Below are 14,741 nucleotides of genomic sequence, written 5' to 3'. Positions count from 1 at the left end.
CGAGAGGCTTACTCCTGATCGTCGTCTTCGTCCTTGTCCTTCGACTTAAGTGCCGAAAGCTTGGCGAAGACGGCGTTGGCATCGAGTTCCTGATCCTCGTCCTTCGGCTTCTCCGGCGTAGGCACCAGCCGTTCGGTGAGTGCGGCCGGCAGCAACGTGTCGCCGACGGGCTGCGGCTGCTCGCGGCCGCGTGAGGCACGGTTGACCTCGAGGTCGAGGTCGATCTGCGAGGTGAGGCCGAGCGTCACCGGATCCATCGGCTGCAGGTTGGCCGAGTTCCAGTGCTTGCGTTCCCTGATCTGCTCGATCGTCGACTTGGTGGTGCCCACCAAACGGGCAATCTGCGCGTCCTTGAGCTCGGGATGGTTGCGCACCAGCCACAGGATGGCGTTCGGCCGGTCTTGGCGCTTCGACAGCGGCGTGTAGCGCGGACCCTTGCGCTTCGATTCCGGCACCCGCACCTTCGGCTCGGACAGCTTCAGCCGGTAATTGACGTCTTTCTCGCCGCGCGCGATCTCGTCGCGCGTCAGCTGGCCGGTGATGATCGGGTCCATGCCCTTGATGCCCTGCGCCGACTCGCCGTCGGCGATCGCCTTGACCTCAAGCGGATGCAGCCCGCAGAACTGCGCGATCTGCTCGAAGGAGAGCGCGGTGTTGTCGACCAGCCAGACGGCGGTCGCCTTGGGCATCAGCAGCGTATTGGCCATATCAAAAATCCTTCTCGTTCGCCCGCGTTCCCGCGCGGGCGGTGGTTTTAGAGCCACCAAAATGGGAAATTCGCGGCTTGTATAAACGCTCCCTCCGATTTTCGCAATGTTTTTGGGAAGGACCCGATTCACAGCCCTGAAAAGACAAAACCCGCTGGACGGGGTCCAGCGGGTTCGGAACCGGAAACGAAGCAAGCGTCTCGACGGCTCTGGCTTTCAAGTCCCAGCCCGGCCTGACAGTCGGGCTGCGTCCGATTACACCGCCTGGCGGGCGATGCGCTCGATGTCGGCGCGGTTGATGYCGAGGTCGCTCAACTGACGGGCATTGAGCTTGTTCAATTCGCGCACGGTCTCGTTGTACATGCGCCACTTACGGAAAGCACGGATCGGGTTCATTTGAATTTCTCCAGTCGTTTGATGAAATCGTTTGATGCCGTGTAAATAGGCATGACTGCCCAAGAAATGAACGGACGCTTTTGCATGGCCGCAATGCGTTTTGTGCATTGCACCATTAAGGATTCGTTCAGCTTGGAATGGGGACAGGCGTCACCCCAGGATGGGTCGAGATTCAGGTCAGGCCGAGCCGAAAATGGTGCACTWCGAGAACCGGGGCGGAGCGTACTTCCGCATGTCCCGGAAAAGTGGTCCTCCGGTTTTCCTATAAGGACATGCGGCAGCTGGAACTACGTGAGCACCGGAAGCGCAGAAGGCCGGCATTTGCAGACCGGCCTCACCTGAATATYGACCCATCCTAGCCGACGTCGAGGACGATCTTGCCGATATGCTCGCCCTCTTCCATCCGCTCATGCGCCCGCCAGGCTTCGGAGAGCGGAAAGATCATGTCCATGACGGGTGCCACCTTGCGCGTGYCGAGCATCGGCCACACCTGGGCCTCCAGCGCGGCCGCGATCGCCGCCTTGAACTCCACGGTGCGCGGCCTGAGGGTCGAGCCGGTATGGGTCAGGCGCTTCACCATCAGCGTCGCGAAATTGGTGCTTGCGACGGCGCCGGCCTGCACGGCGATCTGGACGATGCGCCCCTCGACGGCCGCGGCTTCGTAATTGCGCGCGACATAGTCGCCGCCGACCATGTCGAGGATGACGTCGACGCCTTTCTTGTCGGTCGCGTCCTTGACCGCGGCGACGAAGTCCTCCTCGCGATAGTTGATCGCCCGGTGGGCGCCGAGYCTCAGGCAGGCGTCGCATTTCTCCTTGCTGCCGGCGGTGGTGATCACAGTGGCGCCGAAGGCCGAGGCGAGCTGGATGGCGGTGGTGCCGATGCCCGACGAGCCGCCATGGACGAGCAGCGTCTCGCCCTTCTTCAGGCCGCCGCGCTCGAATACATTGTGCCAGACGGTGAAATAGTTCTCCGGCACGGCGGCGGCCTCCGAATAGGTGAAGCCGGCCGGGATCGGCAGCACGCTGCCGGCATGGACCTTGACATATTCGGCATAGCCGCCGCCCGGCGTCAGCGCGCAGACCCGGTCGCCGATGCGCCAGCGCGATATCTCGTCGCCAAGTGCTGYGATTTCACCGGCCACCTCGAGTCCGGGCAGGTCCGAGGCGCCAGGCGGCGGCGGATAGGCGCCCTTGCGCTGTTGGACGTCCGGCCGGTTGACGCCGGCCGCATGCACGCGGATCAGCACCTCGCCCGGGCCGGGGACAGGCACGTCGCGCGTTTCCGGCTTGAGCACCCTGGGACCGCCGGGCTGCGAGATCGCGATGGCTGTCATCTTCGCCGGAATCTTGTGATTGTTCGCCATGGCTGTCCCGTCTCCTCGAATCCTATCTTGAGTGGTTTGCATCGGCGCCCCTGCCCTATGTATGCTGATTGCCAAATCAGGCAAATGGCCAAGTAAGGGAGAAGCGACGATGGCGATCTTCGACGACGAACCCAGGAAAAAGCCGCGCCCGCACGAGATCGGCCAGGACCTGTCGCTGCTTTCGGTGGACGAACTGTCCGAGCGCATCGCGATACTGCGCGACGAGATCGCCCGGCTGGAAGAGGCACGGGCCGCCAAGGGGGCAACCAAATCCGCGGCCGAGGCGCTGTTTCGTAGAGGATAGTTCCGCAGGCGTGCCAGTCCGCCCCGGAAAAGCCTGATTGCGACTGCCAGACGCTGAAACAGACCTGCGCCCGAAATTCCAGCCGGATCAGCCCATGTTTGCAACCTACAGACCGATCCTCTCGCTGCTTCGCGGCACGGCGTTCCTGCTTGCCGCATCCGGCCTGCACGGGCTGCTGCTGCCGCTGCGCGGCCAGGTGGAAGGCTTTTCGACCGCATCGCTCGGCCTGATGGGCACGGCCTGGGCCGGCGGCTTCGTCACCGGCTGCTTCTTCGCGCCGCGGCTTGTTCGCCGTGCCGGCCATGTCAGGGCTTTCGGCGCCTTCGCCGCGTCCGGCGCGATCATCGCGCTGCTCACCGGCCTCATCATCGACGAATATGTCTGGATCCTTTTGCGCGCCTTCACCGGCTTCACCATGGCCGGTGCCTTCATGGTGATCGAGAGCTGGCTGAACGAAAAGGCCACCAACGAGAATCGCGGCACCGTCTTCGGCCTCTACATGATGGTCACCTATGCCTCGATCATGGGCGGCCAGATGATCGTGGCCGGCGGYGACGTGCGGTCGGCCTCGCTGTTCATGATCACCGGCATCCTGTTTTGCCTGTCGCTCATTCCGACGGCGGTCTCGACCCAGTCGCATCCGAAGCCCCTGCAGGACGTGAAGCTCGACGTCAAAGGTCTCTACGCCAATTCGCCGGTGTCGGCGGTGGCTTGCCTCCTGATCGGCATCGCCAACGGCGCCTGGGGCACGCTCGGCGCCGTCTATGGCGCCCGCATCGGCATCTCCACCGCCGAGATCGCGCTGATGATGAGCCTCGTGGTCATCGCCGGTGCCGCCATGCAGCTTCCGGCCGGCCGGCTTTCGGATACAACTGACCGCCGCTTCGTGCTCGCCGGGGCGGCCTTCGGCGCGGCGCTGGTCGCGGTGCTGATCTTCCTGTTCGCGCCACGTTCAGGCGTCTTCGTCATCGTGATGACCGCCGCCTATGGCGCCTTYGCCTATACGCTCTATTCGATCGCCGTCGCGCATGCCAACGACCACGCCCGCGCCGAGGACTTCGTCAAGGTTTCCGGCGGCCTGCTGCTGCTCTACGGCTTCGGCACGATGATCGGCCCGCTTTTGGCCGCCGCGCTGATGGGTTCGGTGCGCCCGGAGGGGCTTTTCCTCGCAACCGCACTCGCCCATCTCAGCCTCGCCGGCTACACGCTCTTGCGTATCCGCGCCCGCGCGCCGGTGCCGATCGAAAACCGCGATGCCTTCAAGACGCAACCCGCGGACCGCGCGGTCACGCCAGAAGCAACGCGGCTCGATCCGCGCAGAAAGGTTGAAACCAATAGTTGAGATTCGCAAGACTTTGCCTCACAAATAAAGGCATGATGTTTTCTGACGCCTTCGTGGCGATAGCCGATCCCAATCGGCGCTATCTTTTGGAAGAACTCCGGCGCGGCCCGAAGACGGTGAACGAATTGGCGGCCGGGTTGCCCGTCTCGCGCCCGGCGGTTTCCCAGCATCTGAAGGTCCTGCTCGACGCCGGCCTGGTCAATGCCAAGGCCGAAGGCACAAGGCGCGTCTACGCCGTCAGCAGCGCCGGCTTCCTCAGGCTCAATATCTGGCTCGACCAGTTCTGGGAAACAGCGCCGGGGGAATAGTTTTTGGCCATCGATGCATGTCGCTCGGAACCGCAGTGCTTCTGAGACATGCATCGAACAAAAGCGCGACACGCTTTGACTGGGGGCGTCAGGTCGCAAGCYCCAGCGCCGCCCCAAGCGCATCGAGCAATTCGCCGGTGCCGTGCTCGCGGGTGGCCGGTGAGTCGATGCCGTCGAAGAAAGCCCCCTGCTCCGTCAGGATAAGCCGCGTTCCCTTGCTTTCGGCGACGAGCTCGATCGTCGCGAGCGACACCGAGACCCGGGTTTCACCGAACAACAGCTCGTAACTGTAGACGATGCGCCGGTTGGGCACGATGTCCTGATAGACCGCGTTGTAGAAATGCATCTGTCCGTCGCTGGGACAGCCGGCATTCACCTCCTTGCCGCCGACACGAAAATCCATCTCATGCCGGCTGGGCATCGGGTTGTCGGGATCGACGAACCAGCGCTTCTTCGCCGCCGGATCGCTCAACGCGAAATAGACCTTCTCGGGCGCCGCCGGATAGACACGCTCGAGGACGAAGGTGGAATGGACGACGGATCGTTCGGTCATGACGGGACCCTTCAGCTTTCATCCTTGGTTTCGGCGAGGAAATCGCCGAGGCGGTCGAGCCGGCGCTCCCAGGCGAGCCGCCGCTCGTTGATCCAGTGCTCGGCGGCCCGGAGCGCCTGCGGCTCTATCCGGCAGGTCCGTACCCGGCCAAGCTTTTCGGTCCTGACCAGGCCACTTGCCTCGAGCACATTGAGATGCTGGACGACGGCCGACAATGACATCGCCAGCGGTTCGGCCAGTTGGCTGACCGATGYCGGCCCCCGCGACAGACGGTCGACCATCTGACGCCGCGCCGGATCGGCGAGCGCCTGGAACATCAGGTCGAGCTGAGCGGGATCGTGCAGCATCGCGCCCTAGCCGTTGTTGTAGGGGAAGAGCTTGAAATAAGGTCCCGCTTCCTCGATGACGCGGGCGAAGGAGGGACGCGCGAGCAGCCGGTCGTGGTAGCGTTTCACCGCCGGGAACTTGTCGCCGAACGGCTCGACCTTGTTGGCGTAGAACAGCGCCGGCGAGGCGGCGCAGTCGGCCATGGTGAAGGTCTCGCCCACCGCCCAAGTCTTGTCCTGCATCTCCTCCTCGACAATGGCGTAGGAATTGCGCAGCTGCGCGCGGGCCTCCTCGACGCCGAATGGATCGGTCTCATCCTTTGGCCRCAACCTGTCGCCGACGATCTTCTGCATCGGATGCTGCACGTAGAAATCATAGAAGCGATCGGCCTGGCGGACTWGCAGGGCGAAGTCGACATCGGCGGGAATGAGCTCGACCGGTCCCGGATAATGYGCGGCGAGATATTCGACGACGATGGTCGATTCCAGCACCGTCCGGTCCCGGGCGTCGTCACGCAGCGCCGGCATCTTGCCGGTCGGCGACACCTTCAGGAAGGCGGCGCGGGAAGCCTCGTCGCCGAGGTCGACGATGACCGGCTCGAACGGCGTGCCGTTCTCGTAGAACGCGATCAGCGGCTTCCAGCAGAACGAGGCCAGCGGGTGGAAATGCAGCGTCAGGGACATTCTCGCTCTCTTTCGCGCTCGGGCAATACTGAAGTGGTCACTTAACTATTATCGCAGACCCGTTGAGTCAAGCCGGAGCCTCCACGCCTAATGATGCGCGACGATGGCGTCGACGATCTGCGGCCAGTCCTTGCGGTGCAGTTCGTGGCCGCCACCTTCGACCTTGACCAGCCTTGCGCTTGGAACCGCCTTGGCGAGCGCCTCGCCATGCTCGATCGGAAAAAGAGGGTCGGTCGTGCCGTGGATGACGAGCAGCGGCGCGCRCAGATCCCGTACCGTCCGCTGCGGACCGCCGCCCTTGAGCAGGAAATGATTGGTCGCGCTGGCGAGRCCGCCGGGACGATCGTAGTCCGCCTCGATCATCTTGCGCGTGCGTTCCTCGTCGAAGGGATGGCGCGTGCTGGCGATTGCTCGGGCGTCCTTGACCATGAAATCGAGGACCTGCCTGCGGTTCGACCAGTCGACGTCGCCACCCTCCGCCGAATGTTCCTTATAGGCCTCGGTCATTCCCGGCAGGCCGGACGTGTCGACGCCGAGCGGCGAGGAGGAGATCACGGTGAGCGAGCCGACGCGTTCGGGATATTTCAGCGCCACGCTTTGCGCGAGCATGCCGCCCATCGACATACCGACGACATGCGCCTTGGCGACGCCATGGTCGTCGAGCACCCRCATGGCGTCATCCACCATGTCCTCGAACGTGTAGGTCGGCGCGCCCGKCGGATATWTCGTCGACAGGCCAGTGTCGCGATTGTCGTAGCGGATGACGAAGCGGCCGCGCCCGGCAAGCTGCCGGCAGAAGGCTTCCGGCCACCACAGCATCGAAGCGATGGCGCCCATGATCAGAAGGATCGGCGGATCCTTCGGACTGCCGAAGCTTTGYGAAACGATGTCGGGGCGCTGCGTTGCGGCGGTCATCTGATCCTCCAATCTGATTGCGTTTTGCAATCAGTTGCACGATAATAAAACCGATATCATAATGCAACTGGTTTTTCTGGAGACTGCTATGAGCATCGACCGTCGGTCCGGTTGCCCGATCAATCTGTCGCTCGAAGTATTCGGCGACCGCTGGAGCCTGATCATTCTGCGCGACATGATCTTTGGYGGCCGGCGTCACTTCCGCGAGCTGCTCAACGGCTCGCTGGAAGGCATCGCCTCCAACATCCTGGCCGACCGGCTGAAGCGGCTGATGGAGCTCGGTCTCCTGACCAAGGCCGACGACCCCAGCCACAAGCAGAAGGCGATCTACAGCCTGACCGAGATGGCGATCACGCTGGTGCCGATCATGGCGCAGCTCGGCGCCTGGGGGCGCGTATGGCTGCCGGTCACGGAAGAATTGTCGATCCGCGCCGAGCTCTTGGAAAAGGGCGGCCCGCCGCTATGGGAGCAGTTTATGGACGAACTGCGCCACGAGCACCTCGGCGCGCCGTCGAAGACGCCGCCCGGCACGCCGACCGTGCGCCAGCAACTGCGCGCCGCCTACGAGGAAGTGGTCGCGCGAAAGGCTGAGGTGCCGTCAGTTTAGGTTGATATCCCGGCTGGCCGACCGCATCGACACCGAGAAGCCGGCCAGCACGTCGAACAGCGCGATGATCATCAGCGTGAAGAAGACGGAGTGCGCCGCGCCCTTCACCAGCAGGAATTCGACCAGGAAGGCGATGAAGACGAGCGTCGACAACAGGTGATCCAGGATCGWGGCATTGGTCGTGCGCACCGATTTCGAGATCTCGATGAACAGGAAGATCAGTCCGRTCAGCACCATCAGGTCGCCGAGCGTCATCGAGAACACGCCGCCCGACATCATGCGGAAGGAAAACATCTCGGTCATCCACGGATCGTCGCCGCCGCCGAACAATCCCAGYAGGCCGAGATTGTAGAGGACGAAGGGCAYGATCAGCAGCGGAACAGCACCGAACATCTGGGCGACTCCARTGGGGCACCCTTTTGTAAAATCCGCCGCCGGCGCGTCGTCAAGGGTTTTCGCCGGCGACGGCGAACACGCTCTAAGACCTAATGAAATAACGATGWCAGCCGGTTGCCCGGCCGACATCGCGCCTTCATGTCCTCGCGCGAAGGACCCTCAGCGCTTGAAGTAGCCGGCGCGCACGGCCGCGCCGATGACGTTCAGGATGATATGGCCGGCCGTCATCGAGGTGATCTCGTTCACATCGCGCGCCGGCGCGATCTCGACGATGTCCATGCCGACCAGCCTGCCCTTGCCGACCAGCCCCTGGATCARCTCGATCGTCTGCCGGTAGGTGATGCCGCCCGGCTGCGGACCTTCGACCGCCGGCATCACCGACGGGTCGAGCCCGTCGGCATCGATGGTGAGATAGTAGCGGCCGCCATCCGGGATGCGCTTCAACAGCGCCGCGGTGCCGATATCCTGYCATTCATTGGTGGTGATGATGTTGGCGCCGTAGGCGCGCGCCGCCTCGACCTCCTCGGTGCGGGCGCTGCCCTGGCCGCGGACGCCGACCTGGAAGATTTTGTCGATATGCTTCATCTCCGAAGCGCGGCGGATGGTGCTCGAATAGCCTTCCTTGACGCCGTTGACGTTATCGCGCCAGTCGAGATGGGCGTCGAGCTGCACCAGCGTGATCGGACCTTCGCCGTCCAGCGCACGGAAGATCGGGATCGGAATGCCGTGGTCGCCGCCGATGGTGATCGGCAAGGCGCCGGCGGCCAGGATCTTGCGGATCGCGGCTTCCGCCAGCTTGTAGTGGCCGACATGATCCGCGGCGTTGCCGGGCACGTCGCCGACATCGACCACCTTGATATCCTGCCCGGCGAAGACCGGCCCGCCGATGTCGAAATCATAGCGGTCGAGCGCCTGGCTGATGCGCTTGGAAGCGCGACGCACCGCGGTCGGCGCGTTGGTCTGGTCGTTGATCAGCWCGTCGATCGTGTAGGGATCGCCATAGGGCATGCCGATGATGGCGACGTCGGCCTTCAGCGCGTCGAGATCCTCGACCAGCGGGAAGTTCATGAATGTCTGGAAGACATCGCGCGGCGCGGTGGTGAGCTTGGACATGTGGTCTCCTTCGGTGTTGAAAGCCTTGCGAGTTCAGCCGCGCGAGACGGCGAGATGCGGAGTCAGGCGGCGCTCCAGTCCGCGCGCCGCGGCAGCCACCAGCACGGTGAGAGCCCAGTAGAGCAGCGCGATCGCGGTGAAGATCTCGACCGGCGCGAAGGTGCGGCCGATGATGTCCTGCGCCATATAGGTGAGTTCCGGCACGGTGATCGCCGACAAGATCGCCGATTCCTTGATGAGCGTGATGGTGAGGTTGGCGGCCGCTGGCAGGATATAGCCCGCCACCTGCGGCAGCAGCACCTTGCGCAGGATCAGCGGATAGCGCAGTCCCAGCGCATAGCCGGCCTCGGTCTGTCCGCTCGGGATGGACTGGATCGCGCCGCGCACGATTTCCGAAAAATAGGCGCTGGTATAGGCCGACAGCGCAATGACCGAGACGGCGATGGTCGACAGCCGCACGCCCGCCATCGGCAGCACGTAGAACAGCAGGAAGACCTGGATCAGGAACGGGACGTTGCGAAAGAGCTCGACATAGCCCGCGACGATCGCCGCCGGCAGCCGCCCTGCCCTCAGCCGTACCAGCGCCAGCACCAGGCCGAGCGCGAAGCCTGCCGGCAGCGTGACGGCGCAGATGATAAGCGTGTTGCCGAAACCCTTGGCCAGCGCCGGCCAGTTGTCGGYGATGACGGCGAAGTCAAAGCTCATGTCCGCGCCCCCTCCGCCTGGCGCTCCAGGCGCCGTACCAGCAGGCCGCAGGCAAACAGCACGACGAAGTAGAGCACGGCCGCCACCATGAACGCTTCGACCGGCCGATAGGTGACGTTCATGATGTTCTGCGCCGTGCGCGTCAGCTCGACGACGGTGATGACCGAGAGAATAGACGAGGCCTTCACCAGCATGGTGAACTCGTTGACCATCGGCGGGATGATGATGYGGAAAAGCTGCGGCAGGATGATCTTCAGCCAGGTCACCGCCGGCTTCAGTCCAAGCGCCTTGGCAGCCTCGTACTGGCCGGACGGGATGCGCGTCAGCCCGGCCCTGAGGATCTCGGCGACGAAGGCCGCGCTGTTGAAGGAGAGCGCCAGCACGCCGGCAAGCAGCGGCGGCAGGTCGATGCCGACCAGCCCCGGCAGCACGTAATAGACGACGAAGATCTGCACGATCAAAGGCGTGCCGCGGATGAAGCTGGTGTAGAGCGCGCCGATGAAACGCACCGCCCGCCGCCGCGAGCGGCGGCAGGCGAGCAGGCCGAAGCCGATAGCGGTGCCGAGCGCGAAGCCGAGCGCCGAGACGGMAAGCGTAACGCCGGCGCCGGTCAGGAACTGYGGCAGGAAGGCGATGGTTCTGGAGAAGTCGACCATGGCTCAGCTCGACAAGTGATGGCGCGCGGGGAGCCCGGCCTCGTGGGGATGCCGGGCTCCGTCCGTACAAAGCGGCTTAGAGGGCGCCCGGAGGCAGGTAGCCCTGGTCGGGTGTCTGCATCTCGAAGCCGAACCATTTCAGCTGCAATTCCTTGAGCTTGCCGCTGTCCTTTAGCTCGCCGATGCTGGCGTTGATGAGGTCGCGCAGGTCCTTGTCTTCCGGCCGCACCACCCAAGCCAGATATTCGACCCCGCTGATCGAGCCGACGATCTTGTAGGTATCGGGCACGTTCTTCATCAGCACTGCCGCCGAGGGCGAGGCAATGACGATGGCGTCGACCTGACCGGAAGCGAGCGCCACATGCGTTTCCGGGAAGGAGGTGAACAGCTTGATCTCGCCGATGCCGCCGCCCTTGGCCTTGAGCTCCTTGTCATAGGCTTCGATCACCGGCTGCACCGAGGAGGCGAGCTGGGTCGCCACGACCATACCGTTGATGTCCTCCGGCTTCTTGATGCGCTCCTCGTTGGCCCGCACGACGATGACGTTCTCGAACGAGCCGGTCGGCCGCGTATAGGCGTATTTCGCCGCGCGCTCGGCATTGATGCCGGTGGAGGTCGCCATCAGGTCGAACTTCTTGGCGAGCAGGCCGGGCAGCAGGCCCTGGAACGGCAGATTGAGCTGGTCGAGCTTCACGCCGAGCTTCGCGACCACATAGTCGAGAATGTCCTTGTTGTAGCCGACGATCTGGCCGTCTCGGACGAATTCGAACGGCTCGAACGCCGCCTCGGTGCCGACGACGATTGTTCCGCGCTGCTTGATCTGATCGACCAGCCCGTCGGCATGCGAGACGGCGGAAAGAATGAGAAGCGGTGCGGCGGTCAGCAGGCGAAGTGCCGAGCGGCGCGCGATGGAAAACAACCCAACCATTTTGTTACCCTCTTTTTTCTTCGGTTTTACTGCGCTGGTAAGCCCGGCCGGAGTGCTTGAACACGCGGCCGATCATGTAGCTCTCGGAATCCTTGATCCCGGGAACGTTGGCGAGTTCGCTGACCAGGAAGTCATGCAGCGCCGTCGTCGACGGCAGGGTCAGCTGGATGATGATGTCGAAGGGTCCGGTCATGGCGTAGACCGAGTCGACGAAGGAATATTCGGAGAGTTTGCGCGCCACGCTGATGATGTGCTCGCGGTCGACGTCGAGGCCGACGATCGCCGCGATGCCGAGATCGCTGCGCAGCGGCCGCACCACCGCCTGGATTGAGATATCGGGATCCTCGAGGACGCGCGCCATCTTGCGCCGCACCGTCGCCTCGGTCACGCCGATGCGCTTGGCGATGTCGACGCTCGACATCCGCCCGTCGACCTTCAGCTGCGAAAGAACCGCCTGCTCGGTCTCGTCCAGATCATTGGTGCTGACGAAATCCCACATAAAACCCCTCGTTCATGTCGATTTCCTACTATGATTTTTAAATTTGCATAAGAATCCGTCATTGACAAGCCATTTTCAAACGGAAACAGGCGCGATGCCGGATGGCACCGACGCGGAGGCGGGTTTTGAAGTGCTTGAAGAGGAGATGGCTGAGGATCGAGCGGACGCGAAGTCAGGCCATGCCGATATCAGGCTGGCCCCGCGCCAAAAACAAAAAGACCGGCCAAAGGCCGGTCTTTTGAAAGTCTCAAACCGTGGAAGCTTCTCAGCTTTCCTTCGGCTCCAGAACCTGGCGGYCGCGATACATGCCGGTCTTCAGGTCGATGTGGTGCGGGCGGCGCATTTCGCCGGAATTCTTGTCCTCGACATAGGTCGGGGCCTTGAGGGCGTCGGCCGAGCGGCGCATGYCGCGCTTCGACGGAGAGGTTTTTCTTTTTGGAACGGCCATGGATATGCTCCACTACATGGTCAAAATGCCCCGGCAACCCTCGCGAAAGGGCCGCATCGAGGCCATAATCTGAGAAAGTCGGGTGCCTATACACGCCTTGCGCCGTTTTGGCCAGCGCTGGCCGCGAATTTTTTTGCCGCAGCAGGAAAGAGCTAGGTGCGCCGAGATTCAAGTCAGGCCGAGCCGCCGTTCGCAGGCTGGGGCTCACTTGAATATCGATGCACCTAGTCAAGGCATCCCACATAGGCGCCGGACCTGCTGGCGCGCCGCTCGATCAAGCTCGCGAGCCGCCGCAATCCCGGCCCGGGCTTTGCCGGATTGCGCGCGATCGGATTGGGCAGGCTGACGGCCAGCAACGCCGCCTGCCGTCGCGACAATTGCTTGGCCGAGACGCCGAAATGGTGCCGCGCGGCGGCCTCGATGCCGTAGATGCCCGGCCCCCATTCGGCGATGTTGAGATAGATCTCCATGATCCGCCGCTTCGACATCACCGCGTCGAAATAGACGGCCAATGGCAGCTCGACCACCTTGCGCACGCTGCCCAATGGCCGCGACCACAGAAAAAGGTTCTTCACCGTCTGCATGGTGATTGTGGAGGCGCCGCGCGTCGCCTCGCCGGCCAGCGCGTCGTCGACCACGCCGCGCAATTCGCCGAGATCGACGCCGCGGTGGAAGCAGAACTGCCMGTCCTCCGACATGATCACCGAATGCGCCAGCACCGGCGCCACGTCGTCGATCGACACCCAGCGCCGGTCATAGCCGGAAAAAGTCACGAGGTCCTTCAGCATCAGCGTCGAGACCGGATGCACGAAGGACGGCAGGTAAAGGAAGGTGAGCACGGCCGGTATGGCCRCCAAAACGATGGCGACGACCAGGCAACGCCGGGCGATGCGCTTCACACCGGCGCGGTTCAGGCGCCGACGTCGCGCCATGTCCAGCCCTTCGCTTCCATGTTCGACGATCGGTTCCGTCAAGCCGTCCCACCCGTGCCTCGCCCCCATCGGCATAAAGGCGCGCGCCTGCTTGCGCAATGTCTGAGTGTCGGCTACCGGTCCCGGCCATGAGCAAAGACGACCGGATCGCCTTCGAAACAGCGCTTTTCATGCGCGCCGCCGCCGTCGAGACGGAGCTGCGCCGGATCCTCGACGCGCGTCCGCTCACCGGCGAGATCGCGCGGCCCGAGCGCCTGATGGCGGCGATGCGCCATGGCGTGCTCAATGGCGGCAAGCGGCTGCGGCCTTTTCTGGTCATGGAGAGCGCCGCGCTGTTTTTGGCCGACAATGACGCCGCGCTGCGCGTCGCGGCGGCGCTCGAATGCGTGCATTGCTATTCACTGATCCATGACGACCTGCCTTCCATGGACGACGACGATTTGCGGYGCGGCCAGCCGACGGTGCACAGGGCCTTCGACGAGGCCACCGCGATCCTGGYCGGCGACGCGCTGCTGACCTTGGCCTTCGACATCATCGCCGACGAGGCGACCGCGCTGCCGGCCGAGCGCCGCGCCACCCTCGTTCTCGCCCTTGCCCGCGCGGCCGGCGCCGGCGGCATGGTTGGCGGCCAGATGCTGGACCTCGAGGCAGAGCGCAAACGGCCGGACGAGGCCGGCATCATCACCTTGCAGGCGATGAAGACCGGCGCACTGATCCGCTTCGCCTGCGAGGCCGGCGCGATCGTCGCCGGCGCGCCGCCCGCAGACCGCGAGCGGCTGGCGGAATTCGGCTCGGCGATYGGTCTTGCCTTCCAGTTGGCCGACGACCTGCTCGACCTCACCGCCGACGCCAAGCAGATGGGCAAGGCGACGAACAAGGACGCCGCCGCCGGCAAGGCGACGCTTGCCGCGCTGCATGGGCCCGACTGGGCGCGCGGCCAGCTCCACGGCCTGATCGACCAGGCGCATGCGCTGCTCGAGCCCTATGGCGATGCAGCCGGATTGCTCAAGCAAGCCGCGACCTTCGTGGCGACGCGCAGCAGCTGAACCCTAGCGCGGCTGGCGGCCGATGCCGGCCGACAACGGCGCCCATTGTTCGCTCTCTCCGAATACTACTGTCGATGGATGGGTAATTATCCGGCGTCCACGACAATCTATATCCGCTCCAGGACAACGAAACTGAGACCGGTCCGCGCCGGCAATCTTCAGAGCCGTGAAATCCAACCCGGAAGGAACCTGGAAATGCCCTTCGCCAACTTCAAGATGCCTGAGGCCGCCCTCACCAAAACGCAGAAGGAGGACCTCGTCCACAAGACCACGCAGATGTTCGTCGACTATTTCGGCGAGGGCGTGCGCCCCTACACCATGGTGCTGATCGAGGAAGTTCCCGACGGCGGCTATGGCCGCGCCGACGAGGTCTTCATTCTTCCCGACGCCTACCGGGCCAAGGATAGTGCCTGACTAGAGCATGATCCCGAAAAGTGGGAACCGGTTTTCGGAGAAAGATCATGCTCCAACAAAGAGTTAGATCGTGAGGGCGATTCAACGAAACGCCAT

At 63.8% G+C, this 14,741-nt stretch carries 21 protein-coding genes; 6 read left to right on the top strand and 15 right to left on the bottom strand.

Going from position 1 to position 14,741, the window contains the following annotated elements:
* Nucleotides 1–8 precede the first annotated feature (8 nt).
* The 3 genes from LCM4576_RS20830 to LCM4576_RS20820 all read right to left on the bottom strand — a co-directional run bounded on the left by LCM4576_RS20830 (nt 9) and on the right by LCM4576_RS20820 (nt 2,469).
* A complete protein-coding gene (locus LCM4576_RS20830) occupies nt 9–707 on the bottom strand; it encodes a DUF1013 domain-containing protein (RefSeq protein ID WP_041011213.1) in 699 nt (232 codons plus the stop codon).
* A 255-nt stretch (nt 708–962) separates the two neighbouring features.
* Entirely contained in the window at nt 963–1,103 is a 141-nt protein-coding gene (locus LCM4576_RS20825) for a DUF1127 domain-containing protein (RefSeq protein WP_071034318.1), read from the bottom strand.
* A 355-nt stretch (nt 1,104–1,458) separates the two neighbouring features.
* Entirely contained in the window at nt 1,459–2,469 is a 1,011-nt protein-coding gene (locus tag LCM4576_RS20820; RefSeq protein ID WP_071034317.1) for an NAD(P)H-quinone oxidoreductase, read from the bottom strand.
* Nucleotides 2,470–2,578: 109 nt separating this feature from the next.
* Between LCM4576_RS20820 and LCM4576_RS20815 the strand changes: the two genes are divergently transcribed.
* The 3 genes from LCM4576_RS20815 (at nt 2,579) to LCM4576_RS20805 (ending at nt 4,423) form a co-directional block, all read left to right on the top strand.
* On the top strand, nt 2,579–2,773 hold the full coding sequence (locus LCM4576_RS20815) for a DUF1192 domain-containing protein (RefSeq protein WP_040985205.1): 195 nt from the start codon (nt 2,579–2,581) through the stop codon (nt 2,771–2,773).
* 94 nt (nt 2,774–2,867) lie between these two features.
* The gene (locus LCM4576_RS20810) at nt 2,868–4,115 is read left to right on the top strand and encodes an MFS transporter (protein WP_040985207.1); all 1,248 of its coding nucleotides are present in this window, start codon (nt 2,868–2,870) and stop codon (nt 4,113–4,115) included.
* A 32-nt stretch (nt 4,116–4,147) separates the two neighbouring features.
* Entirely contained in the window at nt 4,148–4,423 is a 276-nt protein-coding gene (locus LCM4576_RS20805) for a helix-turn-helix transcriptional regulator (RefSeq protein WP_040985209.1), read from the top strand.
* Nucleotides 4,424–4,511: 88 nt separating this feature from the next.
* Here LCM4576_RS20805 and LCM4576_RS20800 read toward each other — a convergent pair whose 3' ends face one another.
* The 4 genes from LCM4576_RS20800 to LCM4576_RS20785 form a co-directional block, all read right to left on the bottom strand.
* Nucleotides 4,512–4,976 (bottom strand): SRPBCC family protein, encoded by a 465-nt coding sequence (locus LCM4576_RS20800; protein ID WP_071034316.1) that lies wholly within the window; start codon nt 4,974–4,976, stop codon nt 4,512–4,514.
* An 11-nt stretch (nt 4,977–4,987) separates the two neighbouring features.
* The gene (locus tag LCM4576_RS20795) at nt 4,988–5,323 is read right to left on the bottom strand and encodes a helix-turn-helix transcriptional regulator (protein ID WP_071034315.1); all 336 of its coding nucleotides are present in this window, start codon (nt 5,321–5,323) and stop codon (nt 4,988–4,990) included.
* Between the two features lie 6 nt (nt 5,324–5,329).
* A complete protein-coding gene (locus LCM4576_RS20790; protein ID WP_071034314.1) occupies nt 5,330–5,986 on the bottom strand; it encodes a glutathione S-transferase family protein in 657 nt (218 codons plus the stop codon).
* An 87-nt stretch (nt 5,987–6,073) separates the two neighbouring features.
* On the bottom strand, nt 6,074–6,901 hold the full coding sequence (locus tag LCM4576_RS20785; RefSeq protein ID WP_083361449.1) for an alpha/beta fold hydrolase: 828 nt from the start codon (nt 6,899–6,901) through the stop codon (nt 6,074–6,076).
* 88 nt (nt 6,902–6,989) lie between these two features.
* On the opposite strand from LCM4576_RS20785, the gene LCM4576_RS20780 reads away from it, so the two are divergent.
* Nucleotides 6,990–7,508: a helix-turn-helix domain-containing protein gene (locus tag LCM4576_RS20780; RefSeq protein WP_041011208.1), complete on the top strand. Its 519-nt coding sequence runs from the start codon at nt 6,990–6,992 to the stop codon at nt 7,506–7,508.
* Here the strand turns inward: LCM4576_RS20780 and LCM4576_RS20775 are convergent.
* From LCM4576_RS20775 to LCM4576_RS20740, 8 genes are all read right to left on the bottom strand, one after another.
* On the bottom strand, nt 7,500–7,901 hold the full coding sequence (locus LCM4576_RS20775; RefSeq protein ID WP_071034311.1) for a hypothetical protein: 402 nt from the start codon (nt 7,899–7,901) through the stop codon (nt 7,500–7,502). The two genes, LCM4576_RS20780 and LCM4576_RS20775, sit on opposite strands and share 9 nt — an antisense overlap.
* Before the next feature lie 162 nt (nt 7,902–8,063).
* The gene (locus tag LCM4576_RS20770; RefSeq protein WP_071034310.1) at nt 8,064–9,017 is read right to left on the bottom strand and encodes an agmatinase; all 954 of its coding nucleotides are present in this window, start codon (nt 9,015–9,017) and stop codon (nt 8,064–8,066) included.
* 33 nt (nt 9,018–9,050) lie between these two features.
* Nucleotides 9,051–9,722, bottom strand: coding sequence for an amino acid ABC transporter permease (locus LCM4576_RS20765; protein WP_071034308.1), 672 nt, complete (start codon nt 9,720–9,722; stop codon nt 9,051–9,053).
* On the bottom strand, nt 9,719–10,378 hold the full coding sequence (locus LCM4576_RS20760) for an amino acid ABC transporter permease (RefSeq protein ID WP_071034307.1): 660 nt from the start codon (nt 10,376–10,378) through the stop codon (nt 9,719–9,721). The genes LCM4576_RS20765 and LCM4576_RS20760 overlap by 4 nt, the downstream gene beginning before the upstream one ends.
* A 76-nt stretch (nt 10,379–10,454) precedes the next feature.
* Nucleotides 10,455–11,306 (bottom strand): transporter substrate-binding domain-containing protein, encoded by an 852-nt coding sequence (locus tag LCM4576_RS20755; protein WP_071034306.1) that lies wholly within the window; start codon nt 11,304–11,306, stop codon nt 10,455–10,457.
* A 4-nt stretch (nt 11,307–11,310) separates the two neighbouring features.
* Nucleotides 11,311–11,805: an Lrp/AsnC family transcriptional regulator gene (locus tag LCM4576_RS20750; RefSeq protein ID WP_041000132.1), complete on the bottom strand. Its 495-nt coding sequence runs from the start codon at nt 11,803–11,805 to the stop codon at nt 11,311–11,313.
* Between the two features lie 265 nt (nt 11,806–12,070).
* A complete protein-coding gene (rpmF, locus tag LCM4576_RS20745) occupies nt 12,071–12,253 on the bottom strand; it encodes a 50S ribosomal protein L32 (protein ID WP_071034304.1) in 183 nt (60 codons plus the stop codon).
* Between the two features lie 224 nt (nt 12,254–12,477).
* Nucleotides 12,478–13,185, bottom strand: coding sequence for a biosynthetic peptidoglycan transglycosylase (locus tag LCM4576_RS20740; protein ID WP_198540282.1), 708 nt, complete (start codon nt 13,183–13,185; stop codon nt 12,478–12,480).
* Nucleotides 13,186–13,313: 128 nt separating this feature from the next.
* Here LCM4576_RS20740 and LCM4576_RS20735 point away from each other — a divergent pair, with 128 nt between their 5' ends.
* Together LCM4576_RS20735 and LCM4576_RS20730 are read left to right on the top strand one after the other, a co-directional pair.
* On the top strand, nt 13,314–14,231 hold the full coding sequence (locus LCM4576_RS20735; protein WP_071034301.1) for a polyprenyl synthetase family protein: 918 nt from the start codon (nt 13,314–13,316) through the stop codon (nt 14,229–14,231).
* A gap of 195 nt (nt 14,232–14,426) precedes the next feature.
* A complete protein-coding gene (locus tag LCM4576_RS20730; RefSeq protein WP_071034295.1) occupies nt 14,427–14,645 on the top strand; it encodes a 4-oxalocrotonate tautomerase family protein in 219 nt (72 codons plus the stop codon).
* Nucleotides 14,646–14,741: the final 96 nt, after the last annotated feature.

The sequence above is a fragment of the Mesorhizobium sp. LCM 4576 genome, assembly GCF_001854815.1.
In the GTDB taxonomy this organism is placed as follows: Bacteria; Pseudomonadota; Alphaproteobacteria; order Rhizobiales; family Rhizobiaceae; genus Mesorhizobium; species Mesorhizobium plurifarium.
This window is presented reverse-complemented; position numbering and strand designations above follow the sequence as displayed.

Excerpts from the sequence above, each read along its gene's own strand:
- LCM4576_RS20830 (WP_041011213.1), bottom strand. The coding sequence starts at position 707 with ATGGCCAATACGCTGCTGATGCCCAAGGCGACCGCCGTCTGGCTGGTC.
- LCM4576_RS20815 (WP_040985205.1), top strand. The coding sequence starts at position 2,579 with ATGGCGATCTTCGACGACGAACCCAGGAAAAAGCCGCGCCCGCACGAG.
- LCM4576_RS20805 (WP_040985209.1), top strand. The coding sequence starts at position 4,148 with ATGATGTTTTCTGACGCCTTCGTGGCGATAGCCGATCCCAATCGGCGC.
- LCM4576_RS20755 (WP_071034306.1), bottom strand. The coding sequence starts at position 11,306 with ATGGTTGGGTTGTTTTCCATCGCGCGCCGCTCGGCACTTCGCCTGCTG.
- LCM4576_RS20750 (WP_041000132.1), bottom strand. The coding sequence starts at position 11,805 with ATGTGGGATTTCGTCAGCACCAATGATCTGGACGAGACCGAGCAGGCG.
- LCM4576_RS20730 (WP_071034295.1), top strand. The coding sequence starts at position 14,427 with ATGCCCTTCGCCAACTTCAAGATGCCTGAGGCCGCCCTCACCAAAACG.